Here is a 26225-nt window from a genome sequence, read left to right on the forward strand (position 1 = left end):
TCACAAAATGTTTAGCGTACGGCGCCTTGTTTCACGATCCTCCCGGAGCGCGCCGCTTTATTTGCCGGTTCAAACGTCATGACGACGTTGGAGCTCCCTGACGATTGGCCATACCCGTAAAATGCGCTCCTGCAGCCATCCTCAAGCACGCCCAGCAGCATGGCAATATGGCGTCCTCCCGCTTCGAGCCCGGCGTTTTTGGCGTACTGGGGCAGCATTGACCTTGCGGATTGCAGATCATTGTCCGTTAAATAAGCTAGAAATTGCGAGTCAAGGGCCTGTTCCGCTAACGTCGGCATGCATTCCGGCCCCCTTACCAAATGATGGCTGAGCGCGCCGCTGCTGATGAAGACGGTTTTTTTCCCGCTTTCCTTCAACACTTTGCCGGCAAGCTGCCCCCAACGATACGTTTCATCAAGGTTTGCTGCAAGCGTTACCGATAAATCAATGACCGGAATATCCCCTTTCGGAATGAGATAGCGGAGGGGGACGACCGTTCCGTAATCCCAGCAATAGGCGGGATCATTGACGGGAATGACGGGAAGCCCGCCTTTGACGCCGGCTTCTGCAAGTTCTCCCGCAAGCCCGGGATCTCCCGGATAATCGTAAGGCACATCGGAAATTAAATTCGGACATTCGAGCGCAGTCAAAATCCCTTGATGTTCAGGCGTCGCATCGACGAGGTGGTCAAAGCTCGACGTCCAGTGGCACGAAATGATGACAACGGCATCCGGCTGTATGTTTTCAATGATTGCGGAAAGCTGTTTCATTCCTTTGACAAGCTCTTTTTGAAAATCAGGCGTTTTTTCTTCAAAACACATTCGCGGTGTATGCGGAACAAGTGCCGCGAGTTCGATCGGCATGTCGATTCCTCCCATAACCAGTTTTACGGTTTTGCTTTTGACGCCGGCGTTCCGCCTATTCCCCAGTGGCTCTTCGGAATTTCCGTCACGAGTACGCGAACGTTTTCCTTTGGGGCACCCAGGGTGGCGCTGATTGTATCTGTTACACTTTGAATGACTTCCTCCACCTTTTCCGCAGGCCGGCCTTCTAACAGCTGAATGTGAACGATCGGCAAAAATATCTCCCCCATTATGAACTGACTGTAAAAGAAACGTCTCCAAGCCCTTCTACATGCGCCGAGACGCTGTCCCCGCGCTTCAGCATGACAGCCCCCGTTACCCCGCCGGTCAAAATGACGCTGCCTGCTTTAAGCTTTTGCTGCTTCCGGGCAAGCATATTGGCAAGCATTGCTGCCGAATTGGCGGGATGCCCCAGAACCGCATCACCCGTCCCCCGCTCTTTCACTTCGCCATTAATCACTAAAGAAACCGAGGCTTTATCGAGTTTGAGACGATCCGGCTTTTTAACCTTTTCACCGAACACGACCCTTGACGATGACGCATTATCGGCAATAACGTCAGGCAGCGTAAAAGAAAAATTCTCATAGCGGCTGTCGATCACTTCAAGCACGGGGATGAAATATTCGGTCACCGCCAGAATCTGCTCTCCGGCAATCCCCGGCCCTTCGATATCCTCGCCGAGTACAAAGGCAATCTCCGCTTCAACCTTCGGGTGGATCAGCTCATCAAACTCGAGTGTACCGCCGTTCGGCACGACCATATCGTCAAAGATATACCCGTAAATCGGTTCTTCAACGTTCATTTGCTGCATTTTCGCCCGGCTCGTCAGCCCCATTTTCGGGCCGATGATCCCGTTCCCCCGCTTTAATTTCAGCTCAACGAGCTCTTCTTGAATATGATAGGCGTCTTCAACCGTCAGCTCTGGATAGTCCCTTGTGATTCTGACGATTTCCCGTTTTTCCGCTTCCGCCGTGTACAGCGTCCGCGCCGTTTCTTTTAATGCCTGTGCATTCATTCCGCTCTCCTCCTTTACAGCTTGATGCAAATGTTTGACAATTCGCTGAAAAATTCGAAGCTGTGAATTCCGCCTTCGCGACCGAGTCCGCTTTGCTTCATTCCTCCAAACGGCGTCCGCAAATCCCTGAGAAACCAGGTGTTGACCCAGACCATCCCGGCTTCGATCTGTCCGGCGACGCGGTGCGCGCGGCGGAGATCGTTCGTCCAAACGGTTGCACTGAGCCCATAGTGGGTGTCATTCGCCTGAGCGATAACTTCGTCTTCATCGTCAAATGGAATCACCGTCACGACCGGGCCGAAAATTTCTTCTTTGACAACCCTGGAGCTCCTGGAAATTCCAGTAATGATCGTCGGTTCGAGATAGCAGCCTGATTCCAGGCCTTCCGGGCGCCCTCCCCCGGTTACAATGTCACCGCCTTCTTTTTTCGCCAGCGTTATGTAATTCATCACCCGTTCGGTATGTTCAGCCGAAATCAAAGCCCCGATATTTGTTTCCGGGTCAAACGGATCGCCCACACGAAGTTCCTTTGTCTTTGAAATGAAGGCGTCGAGAAATTCGTCATACGCTTCCCGTTCGACATAAATGCGGGAACCGCACATGCAGACTTCCCCCTGATTGACGAAACTCGATTTCAATGTCGTTTCAACCGCTTCATCGATATCGGCGTCAGCGAAAATGATGTTCGGGTTTTTTCCGCCAAGTTCAAACGAGAGTTTTTTTAACGTTTTTGAGGCGGCTTCCATAATGATTTTTCCGGTCGTCGTTTCCCCGGTAAAGGAAATCGCATCGACGTCAGGATGCTCGGAAAGCGCGGAGCCGGCTGATTCCGGGCCGAATCCGTGGACGATATTGACCACTCCGTCAGGCAGGCCCGCTTCCTGACAGATTTCCCCCAAAAGCGTGGCTGTCAGCGGCGTCAGCTCGGCCGGCTTGATGACGGCGGTATTTCCTGCCGCCAAGCATGGAGCCAGCTTCCAGGTCAATAAGAGAAGCGGCAGGTTCCATGGGTTGATTAATCCGACAACGCCAACCGGACGGCGGACCGCATAATTGATCGCGATGTCATCGGTTTGATAGGCCTCTGTTCCGACTCCTCTCATAAAGTCTGCGAAAAAATGAAAGTTAAAGGCGGCGCGGGGAATATCCATCGTGCTGGATAATGAGAGGGGTTTTCCCGTATCAAGCGTCTCAAGCTTTGCCAGTTCATCTTTCCGTTCAAGAATGATGTCGCCGATCTTTCTGATGATTCGAATCCTTTCCTCGCCGGTCATGTTTTTCCAGCGCCCGTTCAATGCGCGCCTTGCCGCGGCGACGGCCAGATCGATCTCCTTTTTTCCGCCCTCGGAAACCTTGCCGATGACTTCCTGTGTGGCCGGATTCATATTGTCGAACGTTTTGCCGCTTTCTGACGAAAAGTATCTCCCGTTTATAAAATGCCTGCAGTCAAATGGTTGTACGCGGTTTACCAATGTTGCCGTCTGCACATTCATGGAAAATCAATCCTCCTTTTCCACTTAAATTAAATGATTTTATTTGTGAAGAAAACAGCGTTGTTCCTCTATGTGGAACAATGCTGTTATTTTTTCCGAAAATTTGATATTTTTCGTTTTTTATCCTCACTTTATGTTATATTATGGAACAAAAGGCAACAAAAACAATGAAAGAGTTGAGGAAATCAATGTCCGCAGAGGCAAAACCGAACTACACGCTTGGGTCTGTAAAGAATGCTCTTCGGCTGCTTCAATCGTTTACACTGGATACGCCTGAAAAAAAAGTCACCGAGCTCGCCGCATCTCTCGGCCTGGGGAAAAGCACGGTCTCCCGGCTGTTGAGTACGCTTGAAAGCGAAGGGTTTGTCATGAAGGATCCGGAATCCAAAAGATACAAGTTGGGGTTATCTGTCTTGCAGTTGAATACAATTGTCACCTCGACTCTTGAAATTAACCGGGAATCCGAGCCTGTTCTCGAAAAGCTGACAGAAGAAACGGGCGAGACGTCTCACATCGCGGTATGCGGCGATTTCAACGTAGTATATATCAATCGCACGGAATGTCCCCGTCCGGTTGAGCTTCTATCACATATCGGCCGGCAAAATCCGATGCATTGTACAAGCTCAGGCAAAGTGCTTATTGCATACGGCGGCGACGGATTATTGGAACGATATGTGAGAAGCGGCCTGACACGCTATACGCAGAAAACGGTGACAGATGAGAACAAACTTAGAAACGTGCTAAAAACAATCAGAGAAAACGGATTTGACGTCAGTCACGGTGAATTTATCGAAGGAATCACTTCCGTCTCCGCACCCATCAGAAACTATCTCGGAGATGTCAAATACGCTGTCAGCGTCGTCGGCCCCACAAAACGAATGAAAGCCTCGCAGGAAAAAATCATTTTTAAAGTAAAACAGGCCGCCCGCGGCATCTCTGAGAAGCTTGGGTACTGGAGACGGCCGTAAACGGGAGGGGTTTAGCTTTGTTTGATGTCCATACGCATTTTATTCCGGAGGATGTCCTGCTTTGGCTGAGAGACAATAAAAGGACCGTTCAGGCGGCATGGGAAAAAAAGTCGCCGGATAAAGCGGAATTTCTGACCGTCAATCACAAGTGGGGCTTTGAATTAAAGAAACAGTTTTATGAGGAGGACTTATACTTAGAAGAGCAGGAAAAAGCGGGCATTTTGCATTCATTGGTCTCACCGGTTCCCCAGCTTTTTCTTTACGATCTCAGAGATGAGATTACAGACGACATTTCAGCGGTTTACAACACGGCCCTGGCCAAATGGACAAAAACGCACAGCCAAAGGCTCTCAGGGCTCGGCACAATCCCGCTCAACAGTCCCGAAAAAGCGTGCGTCAGGTTGAATGAAGCAATGAGTCTCGGCCTTAAAGGGGCAATCATCGGACCGGGCGCATCGGAAAAGTTGCTCTCCGATGACGCATTTATACCTTTTTGGGAAGAAGCCGACAGGCTGAAAGCGATCATTTTCATCCATCCGCTCCTTTCCGAAGATCCGCGGCTCCGCCGCAAAATGCTGCCCAATTTGATCGGCGTACCGTGGGAAACGACCGTCTGTGCGGCAGACTTATTATTGAGCGGCATTACCGACCGCTTTCCGGATGTCAAAATTGTGCTGGCCCACGGGGGCGGATTTCTCCCTTATCAAATCGGCAGACTGAAGAAAGGCTGCGATATGTGGCCGCAAGCCGCTGCATCGCTTACGGCCCCGCCCGTCGAATACTTGCGAAGGTTTTGGTTTGATACCGTGTTATGGAACGAAAAGGGCATACATTTTCTGAAAGAGCTTGTTGGGGATGAGAGGCTGGTGCAAGGCTCAGATTATCCTTTCGATCTTTGCGAATGGCCGCCGCCTGACATAAGCGGCAAGGGGGCCGAAGCTCTGCTCATGTTGAAAATCAAAACGCAATAAAAAAACGGTGAACGCACATCGTTCACCGTTTTGAAGCACATTACATTACAGCGCTTGAGCAGCCGTAATCAGCGCCAGATTGTAAACATCCTCTGCATTACAGCCTCTGGACAGATCGTTTACAGGCATGTTCAGGCCTTGCAGAATCGGTCCGACCGCTTCAAAATTGCCGAGGCGCTGAGCGATTTTATAGCCGATGTTCCCCGCTTCAAGGCTTGGGAACACAAATACGTTTGCATCGCCTTTAATAACGGAGCCCGGCGCTTTTTTCTCCGCGACAGACGGAACGAATGCAGCATCGAATTGGAACTCGCCGTCAAGCGTAAGCTCAGGCGCTTTTTCTTTGGCGATCGCCACCGCATTTGCCACTTTTTCGGTTTCATCCGATTTTGCAGATCCTTTTGTTGAGAAGCTGAGCATCGCTACCCGCGGCTCGATGTCGAACATTTTAGCCGTGTTGGCGCTTTCGATGGCAATTTCGGCTAGATCTTCGCTGTCAGGCGCAATGTTGATCGCGCAGTCTGCAAACACATACTGTTCATCGCCGCGGGCCATAATGAAGACGCCGGATGTTTTCTTCACGCCTTCTTTTGTCTTAATGATTTGCAGGGCAGGACGCACCGTATCGGCAGTCGAATGGGCCGCACCGCTGACAAGGCCGTCTGCCAGCCCTTTGTATACAAGCATCGTGCCGAAATAGTTTTCGTCCAAAAGGATTTGGCGGGCCTGTTCTTCCGTCGCTTTTCCTTTGCGGCGCTCTACGAAAGCTTGTACAAGGTCTTCCATTCCTTCGTATGTATGAGGATCATATATGTCAACTCCGTCAAGCGTCACATTCAATCCCTTTGCTTTTGCAGCAATTTCCTGTTCGTTTCCTACGAGAATCGGCTTTAGCACGTTTTTTTCTGCAAGGCTTGCGACCGCCGTCAAAATACGCTCGTCCATACCTTCCGGAAATACGATTTTAACTCCTTTTCCTGCTACTTTTTCTTGTACTGTTGAAAATAAATCTGCCACTGTATACCCTCCTTGAATAAATACAAAAAACTCCTCTATTTAGGATACTCTTTTGCGGTATAAATTCAATCATTCAGCCTTAATTATAACGCTTTCATTTAAAAAACTCTTTTTTTTAATTAAATTAATCGGCAATTATATTTATTATACAACGGTCTGCCCCGCTTATGCAGCGGACTTCATTTTCCGGCCAAGACTTCTAAGAAGATGAAGAAACGGAAACTATGGTATGATGAAGACAATTACATACGAATGAGGAGTGAAAATATGAGCGAACAGCAGAAAACAAATGAAGCCGCACAAACGCTTGACGGCTGGTATGCCCTTCATGATTTCCGGACGATGGACTGGGCCGCCTGGAAGACGCTCTCAAGCGGCGAACGCCAGATCATCATCAGCGAATTTACCGGACTCCTTGAAAAATGGGGCGCTGTCGAAAAAGCAGGAAACGGAAGCCATACATTGTACAGCATCGTCGGCCAGAAAGCCGATTTCATGCTGATGATTTTGCGTCCGACGATGGAGGAACTGAATCAAATCGAACTGGAATTCAATAAGTCGAAGCTTGCGGAGTACACGATTCCCGCCTATTCCTATGTATCCGTCGTCGAGCTTAGCAACTATATGGGAAGCGGAGACGGAGACCCTTACGAAAATCCGCAAATTCGTGCGCGCCTGTACCCAGAGCTCCCTAAAGCCAAATATGTCTGCTTCTATCCGATGGATAAAAGAAGATCAGGTGATGACAACTGGTACATGCTTTCAATGGAAGAGCGGAGAAATCTGATGCGCAGCCACGGCATGATCGGACGGGGATACGCCGGCAAAGTCAAACAGATTATTACGGGTTCAGTCGGATTTGACGATTATGAATGGGGTGTAACGCTCTTTTCGGATGATGTGCTGCAGTTTAAAAAGCTCGTCTATGAAATGCGCTTTGACGAAGTGAGCGCGCGTTACGGGGAATTCGGTTCATTCTTCGTCGGCAACCGCCTGTCAAATGAACAGCTGCCTGCATTTTTGCATGTTTAATGAGGAAAGCTCCAAAGACAATCGTCTTTGGAGCTTGATTTTTACTTGCAATTGCACGGCTGTGTCGGCGGAGTCGCTCTTTTTTGCACTTCGATTGAGTCTTCGGCATAGAAAGTCGAGCCGAGGCCCAACACCCTGTTCTCCGCTCTGAACGTATACGTTCCGGCCGCAGGAAGCGTTTTATTCGCCAAAACGAGCCTGAACTCGGCGATGCCCAATAAATCAATCGTCAGCGGGAGTCTCACCGTTTTTCCGTTGTTCAAAATCTGTCCGGTCGTAAGCGCCCTTCCATTTACCGTATCTTTCGTTGTCGCTGCAAACCCCGAAGGCAACGTAAATTCAACCGTCCCCAGCGCCAAAATCGAGTTCGGCCTGTATGTCAGCTCAATATCGGAGAAAGACCATTCCTGCTTGCTGTTCCCCGATATCTCCGCAAATAGCGAAGCCTTTGCAGCCGGACGGTTTATTGATTCCGTTTTTAAAGCCTTTGCATCGGCATGAAAAGAAGGCAGAAAAACCGAAGCCATGATGACAAGGCCGGCCATCAACATCGACAATTTAGAACGAAACACTCTTTTTAACATTGCAAAATCCCCCTGTTATCATTTCAATTTTACACATGGCCCAAAAAGTACAAGACTACATCCTAACGAAACGCGAGTCCCACCTCCAAGTTTATCCTTTTCTATTAAAAGCTATCATTTTCTTGCAACCCAGTAAATGTATTATGTGGAATATTTTAAAAATAATAGAATGTGACCAGGCGATGCTTCTCTTGATTTTTTTGATCCATTCATTAAAAGAGGCCTAACGAACCATTTGAGGGAGCCGTTTTTATGTTGACAAACCTGATATTGGGAAGTACATTATTGACATTATTCAGAGAAAGGATCAAAACAAAATGCCTAAGATGATGTCTTCAAATCTCGTAAAAGGAAAGATCATCAATATCAGCCCGCCGCAAACGCTGGCGCTCAGCTTCATCATCATCATTGCAATCGGCGCTTGCCTGCTCAAGCTTCCGATTGCATCGACAGCTTACATTTCCTGGGCTGATGCTTTATTTACGGCGACATCGGCAACGACTGTAACCGGCCTGTCCGTCGTAAACATCGGTACAGAATATACGGTTTTCGGACAAACCGTGATTATGCTGCTGATCCAAGTCGGGGGCTTGGGATTAATGACCTTTGCCGTTCTCGTCGTCATGATGATCGGCAAAAAAATCGGCCTGCAGCAGCGGATTCTCGTTCAGGAGGCATTTAACCAGACGTCTTTGGGCGGACTCGTCCGGCTTGTTAAACATTTGTTTATTTTCACCATTGTTTTTGAATGTGTCGCATTTCTCATTCTTTCGATCAGATGGGTTCCTGAGTACGGCTTTCAAAAAGGCCTGTTCCACAGTTTGTTCAACACGGTTTCGGCTTTTAATAACGCGGGGTTTTCCTTGTGGCCGGATAACTTGATGAAGTATGTCGGGGATCCGGTCGTCAACCTTGTCATCACCGGACTTTTCATCACCGGAGGCATTGGCTTTACCGTTCTTTTGGACTTATGGACAAAGCGGAATTTCCGAAAATTGTCGCTTCATTCAAAATTAATGATCGTCGGAACATTGATCATTAACGCGGCCGCCGCACTGGCGATTTTTTTGCTTGAGTATTCAAATCCAGGAACCTTGGGGAAACTCCCATTGACGGAAAAATTATGGGGCGCTTACTTTCAAGGCGTTACCCCGAGAACAGCCGGATTTAATACGGTAGACATCGCCCAAATGACACCTCCTTCCCTCCTCCTTATCACCATTCTGATGTTCATCGGGGCGGGAAGCGGATCAACAGGAAGCGGAATTAAGCTGACAACCTTTATCATCACGATATTGGCGACGCTCACTTTTTTAAGGGGAAAAAGCGAAACGGTCGTTTTTAACAGGGCGATCAAAATGAAAACGATTTTAAGAGCATTGGCGATCATCGTCATCAGTTTTCTATTTGTGCTGATGGCGATGTTTCTATTGACCATAACAGAACACGCCCCGTTTTTGGATATCGTCTTTGAAGTGGTCTCCGCTTTTGGAACGGTCGGCTTATCAATGGGACTGACACCTGAATTAACACTCCCCGGAAAAGCGGTCATTATGATGATGATGTTCATCGGCCGCGTCGGACCGCTAACCATTGCATTTACCTTGGCAAAACCGAAGAAAACGCCGATTCGTCATCCTGAAGAAGAAGTTATTACAGGATAAATGACGGGAAAGGCCGCTCGATATCAGAGCGGTCTTTTCGTTTTCTTTCGCAAGAACCGGCAAGCCGTTTTTGTTGGTCATATTCCAGACTTCTTCCTCATACTGTTAAAGGGATGAGAAACATTGAACTTTCACCTGACATCAACCCCAACCGTGCTAAAGCGGACTTTCTTGACGCCGATCCCGATCAGTGCCAAACATGTAAGCCGGGTAAAGGTCTGATTTTGATTCAATGACATCATAAGGAGGAACAACATGAAACCTAAGAAAAATCTATTTCAGCCGCTCCAAGAGATTGAAATGCCGGACTTTCGGCAAATGGGTGCCAACCCTTATCCGCAATTGGGGCAAATGGGACAGATGGGCCAAATGTATCAGCAGCAGGGGCAGCCGCAATTCCCGCAAATGGGCGGCCAGCAAACCTTTCAGCAGCCCGTCCAATTGACCCAGCCGCAGCCGGCGGGCGTTCAGGTCCCAACCATGCCTTCGGCGCAGCAAACCGGTCCGAGCATTCCTGGCATGCTGCCATTAGAGCAGTCGTATATCGAAAATATTCTGCGGCTCAACCGGGGGAAAATCGCGACCGTATACATGACGTTTGAAAACAATCCGCAATGGAATGCAAAAGTGTTCCGCGGAGAAATTGAAGCAGCCGGGCGCGATCATATCATTTTAAGCGACAGAAAAACGGGCACCCGCTACTTGCTTCTGATGGTTTACCTTGATTACATTACGTTCGATGAACCGATCGTTTACGACTATCCGTACTCAATGGCTTCATACACGCCTAGATAAAAGGTTCGGTTCTCTTTGAACCCGAACCCTTTTTTTATCATCAGACGAAATTACGCGCATCATTATTACGGCTGAACTTATAAATGACGAGTAAGAAAAATGCAGCCGCAAAGCCGAACAATATCAGGATATTCAAATATAAGCTCTGAAATTGCTGTCCATCCTGCAGCTTTGTCAATGTGTCCAGCACCCACCGCTGCGGAAGGAACTCCGCGATTCTTTGAGCGAAAAGCGGCATGATCTCAACAGGCCAGAAACATCCGGAAAGCATGATCGTCGGCATGAAAATGAGATTCTGCAAGGCGCCAGCACCCTTGGAGCTGTTTGAGAAAACGACCGTGATCAATGCAAGACCGATGGCGCTCAGCGCAAATATCGAGAGCACAACCGCCATCTGCCAGAACGGAATGCCGGGATCGATATGAAAAACGTTTTTCATCATGAACAATGTAAAAAGAGTTTGAAATATCATGACAAACAAGCTTACGGTTATATTTGAGAATACGTACTGCCTTGCCGTAATCGGCGTAGTCAACAGCCTGAAATAAGTCCTGTTTTCCTTTTCTTTCACAAGAATTTCAGACAAATTCCCTGCTGAAAAGAGCATTGCCATCAGGAGAAATCCAACCGTTTGATACGTCATTTTGTTATTTTTCGATGTATCATCGAGCGTTTGCGTTTTTAGCGTCACGCCTGAGCTCTGATAGTTTTTGTAGATTTTCTCAAAGGTTTGCGAATCTCCTTGCGCCGATTTGCCCATCGCTGCGATATTGTCAATGTAATGATACAAATACGATTTCACAAACCCCGTCACTTCAGCGCCTTTAACAGATGAAATCCCGACATGTCCCGGCTTTCCGTCAAGCACGCTGTCGGTAAACCCTTTATCAAAAGTAATCGCACAATCAAGCGTTCCAGAGGCGATTTTCTCTGCTGCTTCCGACCTGCTCACCGCGCTTACCTTTACATTGTCAAGCCCCTTTAAAAAAGCCGCCGTGTCAGCGGTAATCTGACTTTTTTCATGATCGACAATCCCGACGTTCAGATCGGTTTTGTCTGTGCTTCCCTGCGTCATAAGGGCAACGAAGATTCCCAGCAGCGGAAGACACAGAAACAGGAAGATATTTTTCTTGTTTTTAAATGTCACGTTCAGCGTATTTTTCACGAGCCAAAGCATTTCTTTCATCTTACAGCCCCTCCCTTCTGCGCAGTCCGGCAACGGCGATCAGAAGCATGAACACGGATAAACCGATATTCAGAGCGGCCGCCGGAACCGCTGCAGCCAAATCGTTTGCATAAATGATTTTCATCATGGCCTCACTCGACCATTTGATCGGGGAAAGATTCGTGATCATGCGTAAAATACCTTCTGTATCGCCTATCGGGAAATAAGCGCCGCCAAAAAAAGCAACCAGCGGAATCAGCACATTGATCATCGTCTTTGCCGCTTCTCCCGTTTTCGTCAAATAGCTGACGCCGACCCCAAGGCTCACCGCAAACAGCACGACGGTGAACAGCACAAGCAGGACAAGGCCGATATGCTCTCCCCAATTGGCTTTAAACAAAAATTTGCTGACAGCGACAACGAGAAAAATACAGAGCGCATTTGTCACAATCCCGCCAATCAGCTTTCCGGCGAAAATCTCCCATTTTTGAACGGGAGCGGCCACCAGCCTGTCGGCTGTGTTGCGGAGCCTTTCCCCGCGAATTAAGTAGCTGGCGCTTAAAGCCCCGTAAAGAGCGATCAGCGTTGTCATCGTAACAGCGTAATAATCGATAGCACTGGGCCGTTTTGCGGAATCTAGCGACGTGTCTTTAATATAATCATCATGAATGCCTTTTGCGAGCACTGAGCCAGCCTGATTCGGGTTGACCTTGTAAATCTCTGCTACGGCTTTGTACCTATCCGTAAACGCGGACAGCATGCCTTGAATAATGCTTCCTTTAATACTGTTTTGGTCGCTTTTATACAGCTTGATTCCGCTGCCCTCGATTTCGATGTATCCATCGTAGCGTCCTTTTTTGACTTCTTTCCGTCCATCCATATCGCTTAGCGCTTTTTTAAAATGTACACCCGATTTTTTTGCTTCCTTTGCAAAAACTTTAAAGCCTTGGGACAATTCCCCGTCTGATTGGTCTTTATACAAAACGTGAATATCTTCAATCGATACTTGATGATTGAATTCGTTTGACAGCGCGGTTCCCAAAATCACAATCAGCACGATCGGAAACGCCAGCATAAATATCAGTGTTTTTTTATCCCGAAAAGACGACAGAATTTCTTTTCTTGCGATGTTTACGATATTCAAGCCTCTGACCCCCTTTCTAGTCGCGTAAATTTCTTCCTGTCAGCGTCAGAAACACGGTTTCCAAGTTTGGCGCTTTTTCTTCCAATGAACGAATCTCGACACCGTTTGCCAACAGATATTCAATGATTTGGTTTAAATTGCTGACACCTGTATCAGAGTTGATTTTCATCGTATTTTCCTCAAGAGAAACCGTCTCGACTCCCCTGATCTCTTTTAGTTTGCCGAGGTCAACATTCTCGGCTGATTTAACGGTAATCCAAATATCTTTCGTGTCGGTAATGATCGCCTTCAGCTGCTCTTTCGTGCCTTCCGCGATAATCTTTCCATGGTCAACGATGGCTATCCGCGTACAAATCTCCTCGACCTCTTCCATATAATGGCTTGTGTAAATAATGGTCGATCCCATGTCATTCAGCTTTTTCACAGATTGCAGAATGTAATTTCGCGAATGCGGATCGATGCCGACTGTCGGCTCATCCATGATGATCAGCTTTGGCCTGTGGGCGATGGCGCATGCGATATTCAGCCGTCTTTTCATCCCGCCCGAAAAGTTTTTCGGGAAGCTTTTGTGTTTATCGCCAAGCCCGACAAATTGCAATGCCTCCTCAACGCGTTCTTGTAACAGGGATCCCCTCAGCCCGTAGAGCCCGGCAAAAAATTTCACATTTTCATAGGCCGTCAAATCTTCGTAAATCGCCAAATCCTGGGGAACGATGCCAATATTCATTTTGGCGTGCTTCCTGAATGCAGCGATGTTTTTGCCGAGAATGAGGACCTCTCCCTCATTGCTTCGCAAAAGGCCTGAGATCATATTGATCGTCGTGCTTTTCCCCGCGCCGTTTGCGCCGAGCAAACCGAATATTTCCCCCTCTTCTATGGATAGCGACATATTATCAACAGCGACAAAATCCCCGAATTTTTTCGTAAGGTTATTGATTTCTAATACATTCATCTTTTCACCTCATTTTGACTTTACGAAAATGATTATAAAAAAAAAGATGAATCCGCGGCAGTGCAGCAATTCATCTTTTTCACATGAGAAATTTCATATTCTTTTCATGAAATCATTCATGCTTCGGCAACAGCGTCGTCACAGAAAAACCGTTTGATCCGTCGACGATTACCTTTCCGTTGACAGACGCGGCCCGCTCCTCCATCCCGATGATTCCCATGCCTTTTTTAACCTTCTCTTGTCCCTTTCCGTTGTCTTTTACTTCGGTTTTGATAAGCGTATTCAGCACATGGATTTCGATCGATACCCGGGTTGCATCCGCATATTTCATCGTGTTGGTCAGCGCTTCCGTAATATTTTCAAATATGATTTTCCATTGAATATGAGTAATGACGTCCAAATCGCCTTTATGCAGAAAAGAAATATCGATATGATGCCGCGCCGAGCATTCATCAATGAACAATTTCAGCTTATGGATGCCCATCTGTTCAGGAGGCGGCTTGATGTTCTTTAATGTCAGCCTGATTTTTTCGATTCCGTCTTTCGAAATATTAATCGCGTTTTGCAGCAGCTCAGACGCTTTCTGTTTGTCTGTATCAAACAGGCGCTTGGCCGCTTCAAGCTGAATGAGCGCCCCTGTCATCGAATGGCCGATTTTATCATGAATTTCCTGTGACAGGCGGTTTCGTTCCTCTAATTTAAACGTATATTCAGACTGTCTGAGAAACTCTTTATTGTCATGCAAAGCCTTTGTTAAGGTCTGCATATCCTTCCTCGTCTGATCAATATGATCTTCAAGCATCCGAATCCGGGCCGAATCTTGTTTTAATATAGTGAATATTAGAAATTGAAGCAAAGCCGTCAGTCCGTAAATCGCCAGCAGCGATTCGCCGATAAAAGCGGCGGGTATAAGAGATAACGTCAATATCATCCACTTAGGCTGCACGCCAAACAGCAATTCATACACGCTAAGCGGCATCAGCAAAATGAATAGAGGATGGACATGCTGATAGGAAACAACCGAAATAATAATCGATAAGACGGCGATCCCCTTTTTGAGCGCACTCCTTTTTAAAATGCCGATTATGATATTGACACAAAAGTAAAGAATTAAACAAAAAACGATCCATGGGAGATTCCCGACAGGCGATTGTATGCAGCTTAATACGATATATCCAAGCATAAGAAGCTTGACAATGATCATCCAAAATTCCATTTCGGTTCCTCAGTCCAGATTCGATTTTCCGGTTAAATAATAGATCGCAATCTGTGTGCGGTGTTCGAGCCCCGTCTTCCCCAATATCGAAGAAATATAATTCGCTATCGTCCCTTCCGAGATAAAAAGCTCTTTCGCAATCGCTTTATTGGAAAGCCCTCTGGCGATTAAAGCCATAATGCCAAGCTCTCTTTCAGTGAACAGGCTTTTGTCAATTTTTTGTTCCGGCTCTTTACGTCCGGTTAAATTCGACTTGATTTTATCGAGGACAACGTCCTGCATCACGATACTTCCGTGATACACGCTTTTGATCGCATCCCTGATCCGTTCCGGCTCGGTGTTTTTCAGCAAATATCCTTTTGCACCGTTTTGGATGGCTGCCACAATATATTCATCATCATCAAACGTTGTTAAAATCAGCGGCTTTGTCTCCGTTTGTCTCGAAATGAACTCCGCCGCTTCGACCCCATTCATATTTGGCATGCGGACATCCAGGAGTGCAATATCCACATCATGTTTCCTGCAATATTCTACTGCCTGCCGACCATCCTCCACCGTGTCCAGCACGTCTATTTCATCGTATGTACTCAGGATAATCTTCATGCCTTCTCTGATAAATGAATTATCATCCGCAATCATCACTTTAATTTTCATCGTTTTTCGCGCGTGAGACCTAAGACCCCGCAGCGTGCACACCCCTTCTATACAACATGCTTCAGCAGGGCCTCCGCATCTGTTGGATAACATTAAATTTATCATGAATCAGTTTGCGTTAAAATAATAAAAGCCAATCTCTTAAAAAGATTGGCTTTTATAGAAACTATAAGTATTTGACCGCCGACACGGCGACCATGATCCATGCCGCGATGAATGCCACGCCTCCAAGCGGAGTAATGGCGCCGAGGACGCTGATTTGCGTCAGGCTGAGGATGTATAAGCTTCCTGAAAATAAGACAATTCCCGCAAACATCAGCCAGCCTGCCGCAGTAATGCTTCCTGCGCCCGAAAGCTTCCCGGCGATGAGCGCGATGGCCAGCAATCCGAGTGCGTGGTACATATGATATTGTACGCCCGTCTGCCAGATTTGCAGATATTTCTCAGAAATTTTCCCTTCAAGCCCGTGAGCTCCAAAGGCCCCAAGGGCAACCGCAAGCATTGCATTTATCGAACCTAGAATCAAGAATAATTTCATTGTCAATCGACCGCCTTTCTCTACTCATCATAGCGTACAGGCATAAGATTTCAACTTTCAAAACGCTATGACACGATTTTGTCAAATTTCTTTTTTCTCAACTGCATCTGCTCTGCCGCGATTGCCACAACCGTCCCGAGGACAAGTCCGTTGCTTAAAATAGAGACAAGCACAGGATGCATCCCTTCGAGCGCGCTCTCGGGAACAAACATGACGCCGACGCCGGCTAAAAGCGCAACTCCGGCGACAAAGCGGACGCGGCCGAGTTCGCCTTTTCCATACGAATCAAATTCGGCAAATGCCAATCCGACCATGGTCGAAAACACGACGAAGTTAACCGCAAAGCCGACCGGAGACGGAAGGCTTGCAAATACATTCATGATAAACGGAAAAAAGCTGATGCAAGCCACGATCATACTCCCCAGCAAAAACGGCTTTTTCGAGGAGATTCTCGTCGTTTGAATAAAGCCTGCCGCTCCGGAAATCGGCACTGTTCCGACTGCGCCGAGCAGGCCGCTCAGACCATGGCCGAAAGCTGCGATGAAACCAGCTGGACGGGCGCGCTTTTTTTCTTCAAGTTTTTCAAACTGCCTGACCGCCCCTTCCACCACACGGATGCTCGCCAGCATATTGACGATCAAAAGCACGGTGATAAATAAAGACGTTACGACCAAACCGCTGTCAAACACCGGCATTCCGAACGGAAAGATTTCAGGCCAATGAAAGAGCTCTTTCGCGTGCTGCACAGGCTTTGCGACGCCGACAACGGCAAATAACACCCAGCCGCCGAAAAGCGCAATTAAAATCGAATACTGTTTGAGAAAGGCCACATTCGACCTGCTCATGAGAAACGTCGCCAGCATGATGACGACGGCAATCAAAAAGACTGGACCGTCAAATTCGTTTTTGCGGTAGCCGATCCCCATGATTCCTTTCACAATCGGGTCGCTCAGCTGCATGACCAATAACAGCAAATAGATTCCGGTCACGACGGGAGTAAACAGTACAGCCAGCTTTTCTATAATCTTAAACAAGCTGAATATGAAAAAGAACACCGCACTAAGAAGCATTGCGCCCTGAAGCGCTTGAAGCGTCTCGGCATATGCGGCAAACACGGTCCCCGTAAGGCCCGCATAGATCGTGTAGACCCCCCACCAAAGGCCGGCCGGACTCTCATTAATCGGTAAACGGTGCCCCGTTAAGCATTGGATAAAGGCCGTCGTTCCCAACACGAAAAACGTGCTTTGAATCAATTCTGCTGTCTCCGCCTGATTCAGCTCAAACGACTGCCCGATCGCTATAGGCACAACGATGGATGAGGCGATCATGAACGCCGTCCATTGCAAAGCCCCAAAAAGCAGTTTCATTTTATCAACCTCTCTTTTTAAAAACAGAACGGCCTAGAAATCAAAAATTGAATCCCCGTTGCCGTCTTCCTCCTTATTTTGTTTCTCCTGTTTTTGATATTGTTCGGCACCGGCGCTTCCCATCATTTTTTCCAGCATCAGCTGGTCGCTCGCAGATTTCGCCGGCTGAATGTAAGGTGAAGGCTGAGCGGCCGGCCGCTCTTGCTCGACGATAACATCGCAGAGGGAACGGATAACGGCTACGTGCATTTTCAGCTCATTCTCCCGATGGCAATTTTTTGCCTTTTTCAATTCTTCCTCCATCTTTTGAAGCAGACTTGATATATGTATGTTCATAAAATTTGTCCTCCAAACCATATTCAATGTCCACTTCATTTTAACAAATTACCTTCGCATATGCAGAACGCACTTTTCTATTTTGCAACAATAAAAATCCGTTTTCCACCCGCGGCTCTTCATTTTTTGCGGTCTTTCATCATCTTCTAAACATCTGCAAAGCCGGTTTTCACCGCGGAATCAGAAGTTGACAGTTAAAATGCCGTTCACACATAATGAAGGAAACCCGGCGGAAACGTTTTCAAACAAGCAGACAACTTCATATAAAGAAGGAAAGAACCGCCTGCATTCAGCGGTTCTCCAGTTTTTCCAGGCTCGGAATGGCCCAGTCGATCGGCTCTTCATTGATTTTTTTCAAGAATTCATTGGCCCTTGAGAACGGCCGGCTTCCGAAAAAGCCGTATCTTGCCGAGAACGGGCTTGGGTGCGGCGACTCGATGATAAAGTGTTTCGTGGTGTCGATTCTCTCCTTTTTCGCTTGAGCGTGCCGGCCCCAAAGAATAAAGACGACCGGTTTTTCTCTTTTATTCAAAGCGTCGATCACGCTGTCAGTCAGCCTCTCCCATCCTTTTCCTTTATGGGAATTCGCCTGCCCCCGCCTTACGGTCAACACCGTGTTTAACAGCAGGACGCCCTGTTTGGCCCAGCTCACGAGCGAGCCGTGGTTCGGGATGTCGGTGCCGACGTCGTTTTGCAATTCTATGAATATATTTTTCAGCGAAGGCGGCGGATTCACTCCCGGCTTAACGGAAAAGCTCAGGCCGTGCGCCTGTCCCGGTCCATGGTACGGGTCCTGGCCGAGTATCACGACCTTGACCTTTTCATAGGATGTGTAATGCAAAGCATTATAAATGTCGTGCGGTTCAGGGTAGACCGTGTGCTCCGAATATTCTCTTTTCAGCATTTCCCTGAGCTCTTGATAATATGGCTTTTCAAATTCTTGATGCAGCTGTTCCCACCAGCTGTCATTCAAAATCTGCTTCAACGGTTCAACCTCCCTAACGTTATACTGAACTTACGCTGACGAGTCTCGAAATGACAGGCTCTCCGTCCCATACGATTTCACTTTCGGCCTCTCTCTTTCTCATGGCCGGCTCTTTAAGAAGCACGAAAAAGTTTTTTGTCGGCAGCTTGCCGAGTTGATGTTTTTCACACAATACGTCCAAATAATACTGCCTCATTCCGCCCAGATTTCCGGATTGATTGTCTCCCTGCTCTGAAAAAGCATAAATGACGCTCGCGGCAGGCACCCTTTTGATATGAAACTTCTCTGCTGCACGCAGGAAAAAGTCCCAGTCCCAATAATTGTGGACATCCGGGTCAAAATATCCGATTTCATCGTGGAGAGATCGTTTATACATGCTTCCTGAAGGGACATATGTAGAAAACTTCCTCATTTCCTCCACATCAAACGAATAAGCGAAAAGCTGACGGCTTGTCGGGATTCGCGCATCGCCTTTGGTTTCAAACGATACGATTTCGGCATCTGAATAAACAAAATCCGCCGTTTCAAGAGCTTTTGCCATTCTTTCCATATGGCACGGAGTGAAAAAGTCATCGTCATCACAAAGCATAATAACATCTCCGGCCGCTTCTTTCACCCCTATATTTCTCGCTTTTACATGTTTTACATTTTCTTTCAGATCGATCACCTTGATCGGAAGTTCTGAATAAAGATACTGCACAACGTCAACTTTTTCGCCTGCGTCATTTACGATGATCACTTCAAACGGCTTAACAGATTGTTTGGCAATGGATTCAAGCAATTCGCACAAAGCGTGAATCCGATTGTGCGTTACGATTACGACCGATATATTCATAACAGGTTTATTAGCGCTCCTTCATCTTTCAGTTTATTTCCTTATTAAATCATAAAAAGAACGATTTCACATGCATCAAAAGGCGCCCTGGCTTTTTCATATGATAAATGGCTGAAGGACCGCTTGCCTATAACATTTCAGTCAATTCATTGTACTCTTATAAAAAGCTGTCTATAATAAAAACTATACCAATCTGAAGATGGAATCTCTTTTATGGAGGCTTGACAATCATGACAATGCACAAAGCGCTGACAATCGCCGGCTCCGATTCAAGCGGAGGCGCCGGAATACAAGCGGATTTAAAAACATTCCAGGAAAAGAACGTATACGGGATGACGGCCTTAACGGTGATCGTCGCCATGGATCCGGAAAACAGTTGGAACCACCAGGTGTTCCCGGTCGATACGAATACTATTAAGGCACAGCTCGCTACGATCGTCGATGGCATCGGCGTCGATGCGATGAAGACGGGAATGCTGCCTACCGTTGAAATTATCGAGATTGCGGCAAAAACGATCAAAGAACACAATATGAAAAATGTCGTTATTGATCCGGTCATGGTATGCAAAGGAGCAAACGAAGTATTGTATCCCGAGCATGCCAAAGCTTTGCGGGAGCTTCTGGCGCCCCTTGCGACGGTTATAACGCCGAATCTGTTTGAAGCCGGACAGCTCAGCGGTCTTGGCGAAATCACGACCGTTGAACAGATGAAGGAAGCGGCAAAAGCGATTCATGACCTTGGTGCCAAGCACGTCCTCATCACCGGAGGAGGCAAGCTGAATCACGAAAAAGCGGTTGACGTGCTATTCGACGGACGGGAAGCTGAAGTGATCGAAGGGGAGCGGATCGACACCCCATACACACATGGCGCAGGCTGCACCTACTCGGCGGCGATAACGGCCGAACTTGCTAAAGGTTCAAGCGTAAAAGAAGCCATTTATGCAGCCAAAGAATTCATTACGGAAGCCATTCGCGAATCATTCCGCTTAAATGAATACATCGGGCCGACAAAACACTCTGCTCACCGGCTCAGCGGAAAATAAGAGAACCCCTTTTAATGATATGATCCCCTCATAGTAGACAGAAAAAAGAAAGGATATTAATCTGTCTACTATGGAGGGGATTTTTTATGGGAGAAATCATGAAAACATACGATGTGACTTTCAAGAAAAAAGCAGTCGATTTACACATGAAAGATGGGATGGGTTTCAAGACGGTTGCTAAAGAATTAGGAATATCTAAATCAATGGTAGCTCGTTGGGTGAAGTATTATGAGGCCGAGGGAATGAAGGGATTGGAAGAAAAACGAGGAAAAGCAACAGGATCTGGCAAGGGCAGACCAAAAAAACGCCTTGAAGATCCTGAATCTAAAATCAAACGCCTTGAAGCAGAGGTGGAAATGCTAAAAAAGCTCTTAAAGATGTAAAAGGGGGAATGGATGAGGTACCAACACGCAAGAAGTTTGAAGTTATCAAAGAAATGTCTGCGGGGAATAGTTCTATTCAATTATTATGTCAGATAGCTGGAGTATCTAAAAGTGGTTATTACAAGTGGCTAAAAAGACAAAAAACGCCTTCTGAAAAGCAGTTAAAGGACGAGAGTATGAAAAAAAGAATCATGGAGTGTCATAAAAAACATAGGGGGATTTACGGATACCGGAGAGTACAGATATGGTTGAAAAAAACATATGGATTACATATTAACCACAAACGTATTCAACGCCTTATGAATAAATTGGGGATCCGGCAGTCATCCGAAAGAAGAAACCATATTACGGAAAGAAGGAAGCATATGTCATGTCAGACAACCATCTGAACAGAGATTTTACGGCTTCCGCGCCTAATCAAAAATGGGTAACGGATATTACCTATTTAATGTTTAACGGTCAAAAACTGTATTTGTCCGCCATTAAAGACTTGTACAATAATGAAATTGTTGCTTACCAAGTCAGTCGAAGGAATGATTTGAAGCTTGTGGTAGACACCCTTAAGAAGGCAAAGAAAAAACGGAATGTAAAGGGAGTTCTCCTGCATAGCGATCAGGGGTTCCAATATACATCCCGCTTATATAACAACCTAATTAAAAAATATCAGATGAAAGCCAGTATGTCCAGAAAAGGTAACTGCTGGGACAATGCATGTATGGAAAATTTCTTTAGCCACTTTAAAACGGAATGCATTTACTTATATTCGTCTAAAACAGCTGAAGCAGTTAAGGACGCTGTATGTAAATACATTCGTTTCTACAACCATCAACGGTTCCAAAAGAAATTAAACAACCTGAGCCCCTATCAATACAGGACTCAGGCTGCCTAGTACCTTTTTAAAAGCTGTCTACTTGACAGGGATCACTCCATTAAAGGGGTTCTTTCATTCTTGACGGAAGGATTACCCGTCCTGATTCGCGCTTATATTTCTTGCCGATGATTTTAAAAAAGCTTCGATCGATTCTACAAAAAGGGCATATTCTTTCATTTGTTCGTACGTGCCTGAAAGGCTCTCTTTTATCTTTTCCATTGGAATGGTTTGTTCGTCAATATCACGGATCAGCTTCCTTACTTGCAGGAGCAATTCGTTGTATTCTTCCCTCGTATCCTCAATATGCTCTGCTATTTCTTTCAAATGCGATGCTGTCAATCGTTTTTCCAAAGAAACAACCCCTTTGCACTGCACAATATCTAAAAAAAGCATATCATAAAGGGATTTTCAAGCCAATGTCCAAGATGTCACATCCGCATTGATCTCTTTTCTGGCGGAGATCGACACAGGATTATTTCCCGGGTAAGGAAAATATCGCGCTGTAAACACTTCCTCTCCGCCGTTGACGAAAATTTCTATAGAAGACGAGTCCAAAAAGATGTTTACATCTTTAAGCCTCTCAACCCGGCAGTGTCTTGCTTCCGTTCTTTCATCAACATAGCTGTTCCTTTCTAAAGTCAAGAGACCGTCCGTTTTGCTGTAAATCAGGCGGGCCGCTCCTCTGAAGGATATCTCAAACCCTTCTTCTACATGCTGCGGAATCAGCAAAATCTCCGCTTTTTCAGGTTGGTTTACATCGAGCATTTCAGTATCCTGCTTGAGAGAAATGTGAGCGTTTTTTTCGTTTTGACGCAGGGTTCGCAGCTCCTGAACCGGCTTTTGAACCAGCCGGTTGTTTTTCAGCGATAATTCCCTCGGCAATGTCATACAATGCACCCATTCATTCGGAATCGTCGGCTGGCTTTGTTCGTCCTGATCGGGAACCCCCATCCAGCCTATTAAAATCCGCCTGCCTGATTCATCCTGTGTCGTCTGCGGCGCATAAAAATCAAAGCCGCGGTCAAGCTCTTCAAAATCGCCGTGCCTAAACGCCGGTTTCCGCTCATCTATTTCCCCGACGAAATATCCCGACTGATATACATTTTGACAGCGGAAGCCTTCCGCTTTTAATCCTTGCGGGCAGACGATCAGTATATCCTTTCCATCGAGTGTGATCATATCCGGGCATTCCCACATATACCCGAACTCGCCGAGCTGATCTGTATTAGAGCCGGTCAAGTCGCCGAGAAACGACCATTCCGTCAAGTTTTGGGAAGTAAACAGCACCGCCCTTCCTTCAAGCCGCTCTGTCTGTGCGCCGAGCACCATGTACCAGCGCCCGTCTTTTTTCCACACTTTCGGATCGCGGAAATGTGCCGTATATCCTTCGGGAAGTCTTGCGACGACTCCCCGTTTTTCAAATGAAATGCCGTCTTTTGAGACAGCAAGACATTGATAGGTCTCACGGTTTCCTTCCTCATCCCGGACATTCCCTGTATAGAAGACGTGCAGCATGTCATTCTCAGCGATCGCGCTGCCTGAATAGCATCCGTTTCGGTCATACCAATCGCTTGGCGTAAGGGCGATCTCTTCGTGTCGCCAGCGGACAAGGTCCCTGGAAGAATAATGTCCCCAGCATTTGGCGCCATGTCCCGTCTTAAAAGGCATCCACTGATAAAAAAGGTGGTATGTGCCTTTCCATTGAATGAAACCGTTTGGGTCATTCAGCAGTCCGACAGGCGGCATGATGTGATAATGCAGGCGGTATGGATCTTGATTGACAATATCTTCATACTTTGCAACCCGTTTCATGGCTTGTTCGCGAAGTTCCTGGTCACGAAGGTTCATATTTGCCGATCCTCCATCAGTTCTTTTTTTCATCTTCATTGATCCCTAAGAAATAAGCTGTGATAAATGCAGTGACGACAGCAATGCCCATTCCGATTAAATAGTTGACAATATTCGCCGTTCCAAACGGTGCGGCGATCGCGATCATCGGGATTCCCGTCAAGCCGTAGGCGTTTGCCGCAACGTTTGTGAAGACGACATATGCTCCGCCGAGCGCCCCGCCCGCCATCGCGCCGATGAACGGCTTGCGGTAGCGAAGGTTGACTCCGAAAATGACCGGTTCGGTAATGCCAAGGAATGCAGAGAAAGCAGCCGGCAACGCAATTTCTCTTGTCTTCGCCCGTTTTGCCAGGAAGAAGACGGCAAGCCCTGCACCGCCTTGGGCGACATTCGCCATCGACCAGATCGGCAGCAGGTAGTTTCGGCCGATATCGGCGATGAGGCCGGCCTCAATCGCATGAAAGCTGTGATGAACGCCGGTAAGAACGATAAGGGAATATGTCCCGCCGAAAATCAATCCCGCAACAGGTCCAGCATGATCGTACACGAAGGTCAAAACATTCGTAATTCCCGAACCGAGTCCTCTTCCCAGCGGCCCGATCGCAATAAAAGCGATAAATCCAGTTAAAATGATCGTCAAAAACGGTGTTACCAAAAGGTCAATCGCATTAGGGACAAGCTTTCTTGTCCACTTCTCAATTTTACTCATGAGATAAACTGCCAAGAGAATCGGAATCACTGTTCCCTGGTAGCCCAGCATCTCAATTGGTATACCGAAAAAGTGCAATACTTCCGGCTTTGCTTCAGCAAGTCCCCATGGATTGAGGAGGCTTGGATGAATCAAAATCCCCCCGATGACAGCCCCCAAATACGGATTTCCGCCAAATTCCTTCGCCGCGCTGACACCGATCAAAATCGGCAGAATGATAAATGCAGCACTTGAAAACATGTCAAGCAGCTTAAAAAGCGCCGAATCCGGGCTGCCCCATTGAAACGCTTTCATCATTCCCAAAAGACCCATCAATAAACCGCTTGCAACAATGGCCGGAATGATCGGCACAAAAATATTTGACAGCGTTTTCGCGAATCGGGCTACAGGGTTCATGTTTTGCTTTGCAGCTTCATTATGCTGAACCGTCTCTTTTTGATCAAGCTGAAGCGCTTTTGCAAATTGCTCGTAGACTTTATTGACAAGCCCCGTTCCAAAAATAATCTGGTATTGGCCTGAACTGGAAAAGGCTCCCTTTACGCCGTCAAGCTCTTCTATCTTTTCCTGATCGATTTTTTCCTGGTCTTTCATGACCAAGCGCAGTCTTGTCGCACAATGAGCCGCGCTGATGATATTGTCTTCCCCGCCGAGCAGCTCGATGAGGCGTTCGGCAATTTCTTTGTGATTCATGATGACTCCTCCTTTTTGTTTTAAAAAAAGCAGAAAAGACCTAAAATTCGCCAACGAATAGAGGACATATTCTTCCCCACTCATGTAAGCAAATTTTAGGTCTTGCCTGCTTTACCAGTCACAATCCCCGGTATTTATTTTTGATACGCTTTCATTTTATTATGTGACAGCGCTTTCGTCAATTGTTTTTTTAAAAAATATAGGAAAATTGAACGAAAAAAAGCCTGATTGCACGAACATCAGGCGGTATCACATACGGGAATCTTGTAAACGCTGGACATGCAGCGTAATGTAGCCGACCTCCGATTCCGGGAGATCAAGATCATATTCGGTTTTTACGTAATCCGCCAGCCCTGCCGCACACCGGTAGCTTTCAGGATACTTCTTCCGGATGAAATAAAGCATGTCATCGTCCATCACGTGAAATGCCTCATTTGATTCCAGCCGATTGACCGCATACCTTAAATGCGTGACAAGACGCTGATAGGAAATGCTGTCTTCATCAATCGTCCGATTGAAGCAGCATTCGATTTTTTCAATCATTTCTTTGATGATCGTCGTGTATTTAATCGTCTTCTGCATGTTTTCCGCATCCATTTTTGCGGTATGAATATGCAGCGCGATATAACCCGCTTCATCATCAGGCAAATCGACACCGAGCCTCTCTTTTACGAAGCCGATCGCCCAGAGTCCGATCTCATATTCTTTTTTATAAAGCGCTTTGATTTCATTTAATAATTTATTTTGAATTACGAATCCTTTGCGGATTCGTTCAATGGCAAATGATAAATGATCCACAAGGGAGATGTGGACATGATCGCTCAGCGGTGCGGACAGCTGCCCTTCCGCATAGCTGATAATCTCTTCGGCAGCTTCAATATGTTCTTCCGGAAGCGTTTCGAGGATTTGTTTGAATTTCTCGTTTTCTTCATGAATGGTAAAAATTTTCTCCACCTTTTGTGCTGAAATGGTGTCATTTTTACCTTTTTGAAAAGCGATTCCCGGGCCCATGACAATCTTTTCCTGACCATCCTCCTTTATTATTGCTGCATTGTTGTTCAACACTTTATAGATTTTCAAGGCTGTC

Annotated in this window: 29 protein-coding genes; 9 read left to right on the forward strand and 20 right to left on the reverse strand. The window is 46.8% G+C overall.

The features are described from left to right. Window positions 1–11: 11 nt before the first annotated feature. Genes NSQ39_RS19085 through NSQ39_RS19100 form a run of 4 tightly spaced genes read right to left on the reverse strand, consistent with a single transcriptional unit; the run spans window position 12 to window position 3371 of the window. On the reverse strand, window positions 12–863 hold the full coding sequence (locus NSQ39_RS19085) for a DODA-type extradiol aromatic ring-opening family dioxygenase (protein ID WP_175077489.1): 852 nt from the start codon (window positions 861–863) through the stop codon (window positions 12–14). Between the two features lie 23 nt (window positions 864–886). After that, a complete protein-coding gene (locus tag NSQ39_RS19090; RefSeq protein WP_175077490.1) occupies window positions 887–1078 on the reverse strand; it encodes a 4-oxalocrotonate tautomerase in 192 nt (63 codons plus the stop codon). A 14-nt stretch (window positions 1079–1092) separates the two neighbouring features. Continuing rightward, complete coding sequence (locus NSQ39_RS19095) at window positions 1093–1878, reverse strand: 2-keto-4-pentenoate hydratase (protein ID WP_216899277.1); 786 nt, start codon at window positions 1876–1878, stop codon at window positions 1093–1095. A gap of 14 nt (window positions 1879–1892) precedes the next feature. Then, a complete protein-coding gene (locus tag NSQ39_RS19100; protein WP_046132434.1) occupies window positions 1893–3371 on the reverse strand; it encodes an aldehyde dehydrogenase in 1479 nt (492 codons plus the stop codon). A gap of 188 nt (window positions 3372–3559) precedes the next feature. Between NSQ39_RS19100 and NSQ39_RS19105 the strand changes: the two genes are divergently transcribed. Then, window positions 3560–4339, forward strand: coding sequence for an IclR family transcriptional regulator (locus NSQ39_RS19105; protein ID WP_216899275.1), 780 nt, complete (start codon window positions 3560–3562; stop codon window positions 4337–4339). A gap of 17 nt (window positions 4340–4356) precedes the next feature. Then, window positions 4357–5310, forward strand: a complete 954-nt coding sequence (locus tag NSQ39_RS19110; RefSeq protein ID WP_216899273.1) for an amidohydrolase family protein — start codon at window positions 4357–4359, stop codon at window positions 5308–5310. Window positions 5311–5355: 45 nt separating this feature from the next. On the opposite strand, the gene pta is transcribed toward NSQ39_RS19110, so the two are convergent. Further along, window positions 5356–6327, reverse strand: a complete 972-nt coding sequence (pta, locus tag NSQ39_RS19115; RefSeq protein ID WP_216899271.1) for a phosphate acetyltransferase — start codon at window positions 6325–6327, stop codon at window positions 5356–5358. A gap of 267 nt (window positions 6328–6594) precedes the next feature. Here pta and hemQ point away from each other — a divergent pair, with 267 nt between their 5' ends. Then, a complete protein-coding gene (gene hemQ, locus NSQ39_RS19120; protein WP_341016556.1) occupies window positions 6595–7359 on the forward strand; it encodes a hydrogen peroxide-dependent heme synthase in 765 nt (254 codons plus the stop codon). Between the two features lie 41 nt (window positions 7360–7400). Here hemQ and bslA read toward each other — a convergent pair whose 3' ends face one another. Next, window positions 7401–7943 carry a biofilm surface layer hydrophobin BslA gene (gene bslA, locus NSQ39_RS19125; RefSeq protein WP_046132439.1) on the reverse strand — a complete coding sequence of 181 codons (543 nt, stop codon included), beginning with the start codon at window positions 7941–7943 and terminating at the stop codon, window positions 7401–7403. A gap of 317 nt (window positions 7944–8260) precedes the next feature. On the opposite strand from bslA, the gene NSQ39_RS19130 reads away from it, so the two are divergent. Beyond that, complete coding sequence (locus tag NSQ39_RS19130) at window positions 8261–9607, forward strand: TrkH family potassium uptake protein (RefSeq protein WP_046132440.1); 1347 nt, start codon at window positions 8261–8263, stop codon at window positions 9605–9607. Window positions 9608–9862: 255 nt separating this feature from the next. Next, window positions 9863–10402, forward strand: coding sequence for a spore coat protein GerQ (gene gerQ, locus NSQ39_RS19135; RefSeq protein ID WP_175077492.1), 540 nt, complete (start codon window positions 9863–9865; stop codon window positions 10400–10402). Window positions 10403–10442: 40 nt separating this feature from the next. On the opposite strand, the gene NSQ39_RS19140 is transcribed toward gerQ, so the two are convergent. The 10 genes from NSQ39_RS19140 to NSQ39_RS19185 all read right to left on the reverse strand — a co-directional run bounded on the left by NSQ39_RS19140 (window position 10443) and on the right by NSQ39_RS19185 (window position 19594). Beyond that, entirely contained in the window at window positions 10443–11588 is a 1146-nt protein-coding gene (locus NSQ39_RS19140; protein WP_175077493.1) for an ABC transporter permease, read from the reverse strand. Window position 11589: 1 nt separating this feature from the next. Beyond that, complete coding sequence (locus NSQ39_RS19145) at window positions 11590–12711, reverse strand: ABC transporter permease (protein ID WP_175077494.1); 1122 nt, start codon at window positions 12709–12711, stop codon at window positions 11590–11592. Between the two features lie 16 nt (window positions 12712–12727). Then, window positions 12728–13663 carry an ABC transporter ATP-binding protein gene (locus NSQ39_RS19150; protein ID WP_175077495.1) on the reverse strand — a complete coding sequence of 312 codons (936 nt, stop codon included), beginning with the start codon at window positions 13661–13663 and terminating at the stop codon, window positions 12728–12730. Window positions 13664–13775: 112 nt separating this feature from the next. Beyond that, complete coding sequence (locus NSQ39_RS19155) at window positions 13776–14879, reverse strand: sensor histidine kinase (RefSeq protein WP_046130615.1); 1104 nt, start codon at window positions 14877–14879, stop codon at window positions 13776–13778. A 9-nt stretch (window positions 14880–14888) separates the two neighbouring features. Next, window positions 14889–15533, reverse strand: a complete 645-nt coding sequence (locus NSQ39_RS19160; RefSeq protein ID WP_175077496.1) for a response regulator — start codon at window positions 15531–15533, stop codon at window positions 14889–14891. A 166-nt stretch (window positions 15534–15699) separates the two neighbouring features. Then, window positions 15700–16071, reverse strand: coding sequence for a DUF423 domain-containing protein (locus NSQ39_RS19165; RefSeq protein ID WP_046130617.1), 372 nt, complete (start codon window positions 16069–16071; stop codon window positions 15700–15702). Window positions 16072–16136: 65 nt separating this feature from the next. Next, window positions 16137–17438, reverse strand: coding sequence for a purine/pyrimidine permease (locus NSQ39_RS19170; protein WP_046130618.1), 1302 nt, complete (start codon window positions 17436–17438; stop codon window positions 16137–16139). Window positions 17439–17471: 33 nt separating this feature from the next. Further along, window positions 17472–17774 (reverse strand): YwdI family protein, encoded by a 303-nt coding sequence (locus NSQ39_RS19175; RefSeq protein WP_046130619.1) that lies wholly within the window; start codon window positions 17772–17774, stop codon window positions 17472–17474. 289 nt (window positions 17775–18063) lie between these two features. Beyond that, entirely contained in the window at window positions 18064–18759 is a 696-nt protein-coding gene (locus NSQ39_RS19180) for a uracil-DNA glycosylase (RefSeq protein ID WP_046130620.1), read from the reverse strand. 19 nt (window positions 18760–18778) lie between these two features. Beyond that, complete coding sequence (locus NSQ39_RS19185; RefSeq protein WP_046130621.1) at window positions 18779–19594, reverse strand: glycosyltransferase family 2 protein; 816 nt, start codon at window positions 19592–19594, stop codon at window positions 18779–18781. Window positions 19595–19824: 230 nt separating this feature from the next. On the opposite strand from NSQ39_RS19185, the gene NSQ39_RS19190 reads away from it, so the two are divergent. The 4 genes from NSQ39_RS19190 (at window position 19825) to NSQ39_RS19200 (ending at window position 21909) form a co-directional block, all read left to right on the forward strand. Further along, window positions 19825–20637 carry a bifunctional hydroxymethylpyrimidine kinase/phosphomethylpyrimidine kinase gene (locus NSQ39_RS19190; protein WP_046130622.1) on the forward strand — a complete coding sequence of 271 codons (813 nt, stop codon included), beginning with the start codon at window positions 19825–19827 and terminating at the stop codon, window positions 20635–20637. An 86-nt stretch (window positions 20638–20723) separates the two neighbouring features. Then, complete coding sequence (locus tag NSQ39_RS19195) at window positions 20724–21020, forward strand: transposase (RefSeq protein WP_046129823.1); 297 nt, start codon at window positions 20724–20726, stop codon at window positions 21018–21020. 176 nt (window positions 21021–21196) lie between these two features. Beyond that, window positions 21197–21409, forward strand: a complete 213-nt coding sequence (locus NSQ39_RS23140) for a transposase (protein ID WP_396335458.1) — start codon at window positions 21197–21199, stop codon at window positions 21407–21409. After that, on the forward strand, window positions 21346–21909 hold the full coding sequence (locus tag NSQ39_RS19200; protein WP_341016985.1) for an IS3 family transposase: 564 nt from the start codon (window positions 21346–21348) through the stop codon (window positions 21907–21909). The genes NSQ39_RS23140 and NSQ39_RS19200 overlap by 64 nt, the downstream gene beginning before the upstream one ends. A 72-nt stretch (window positions 21910–21981) precedes the next feature. On the opposite strand, the gene NSQ39_RS19205 is transcribed toward NSQ39_RS19200, so the two are convergent. The 4 genes from NSQ39_RS19205 to NSQ39_RS19220 all read right to left on the reverse strand — a co-directional run bounded on the left by NSQ39_RS19205 (window position 21982) and on the right by NSQ39_RS19220 (window position 26218). Next, complete coding sequence (locus NSQ39_RS19205) at window positions 21982–22284, reverse strand: hypothetical protein (protein WP_046130623.1); 303 nt, start codon at window positions 22282–22284, stop codon at window positions 21982–21984. A 15-nt stretch (window positions 22285–22299) separates the two neighbouring features. After that, entirely contained in the window at window positions 22300–23739 is a 1440-nt protein-coding gene (locus tag NSQ39_RS19210; RefSeq protein ID WP_175076559.1) for a sucrose-6-phosphate hydrolase, read from the reverse strand. 16 nt (window positions 23740–23755) lie between these two features. Continuing rightward, window positions 23756–25138 (reverse strand): sucrose-specific PTS transporter subunit IIBC, encoded by a 1383-nt coding sequence (locus NSQ39_RS19215; protein WP_175076506.1) that lies wholly within the window; start codon window positions 25136–25138, stop codon window positions 23756–23758. Between the two features lie 249 nt (window positions 25139–25387). Then, on the reverse strand, window positions 25388–26218 hold the full coding sequence (locus NSQ39_RS19220; protein ID WP_046130625.1) for a PRD domain-containing protein: 831 nt from the start codon (window positions 26216–26218) through the stop codon (window positions 25388–25390). Window positions 26219–26225: the final 7 nt, after the last annotated feature.

Source organism: Bacillus sp. FSL W8-0848 (assembly GCF_038007805.1).
GTDB lineage: Bacteria > Bacillota > Bacilli > Bacillales > Bacillaceae > Bacillus > Bacillus glycinifermentans.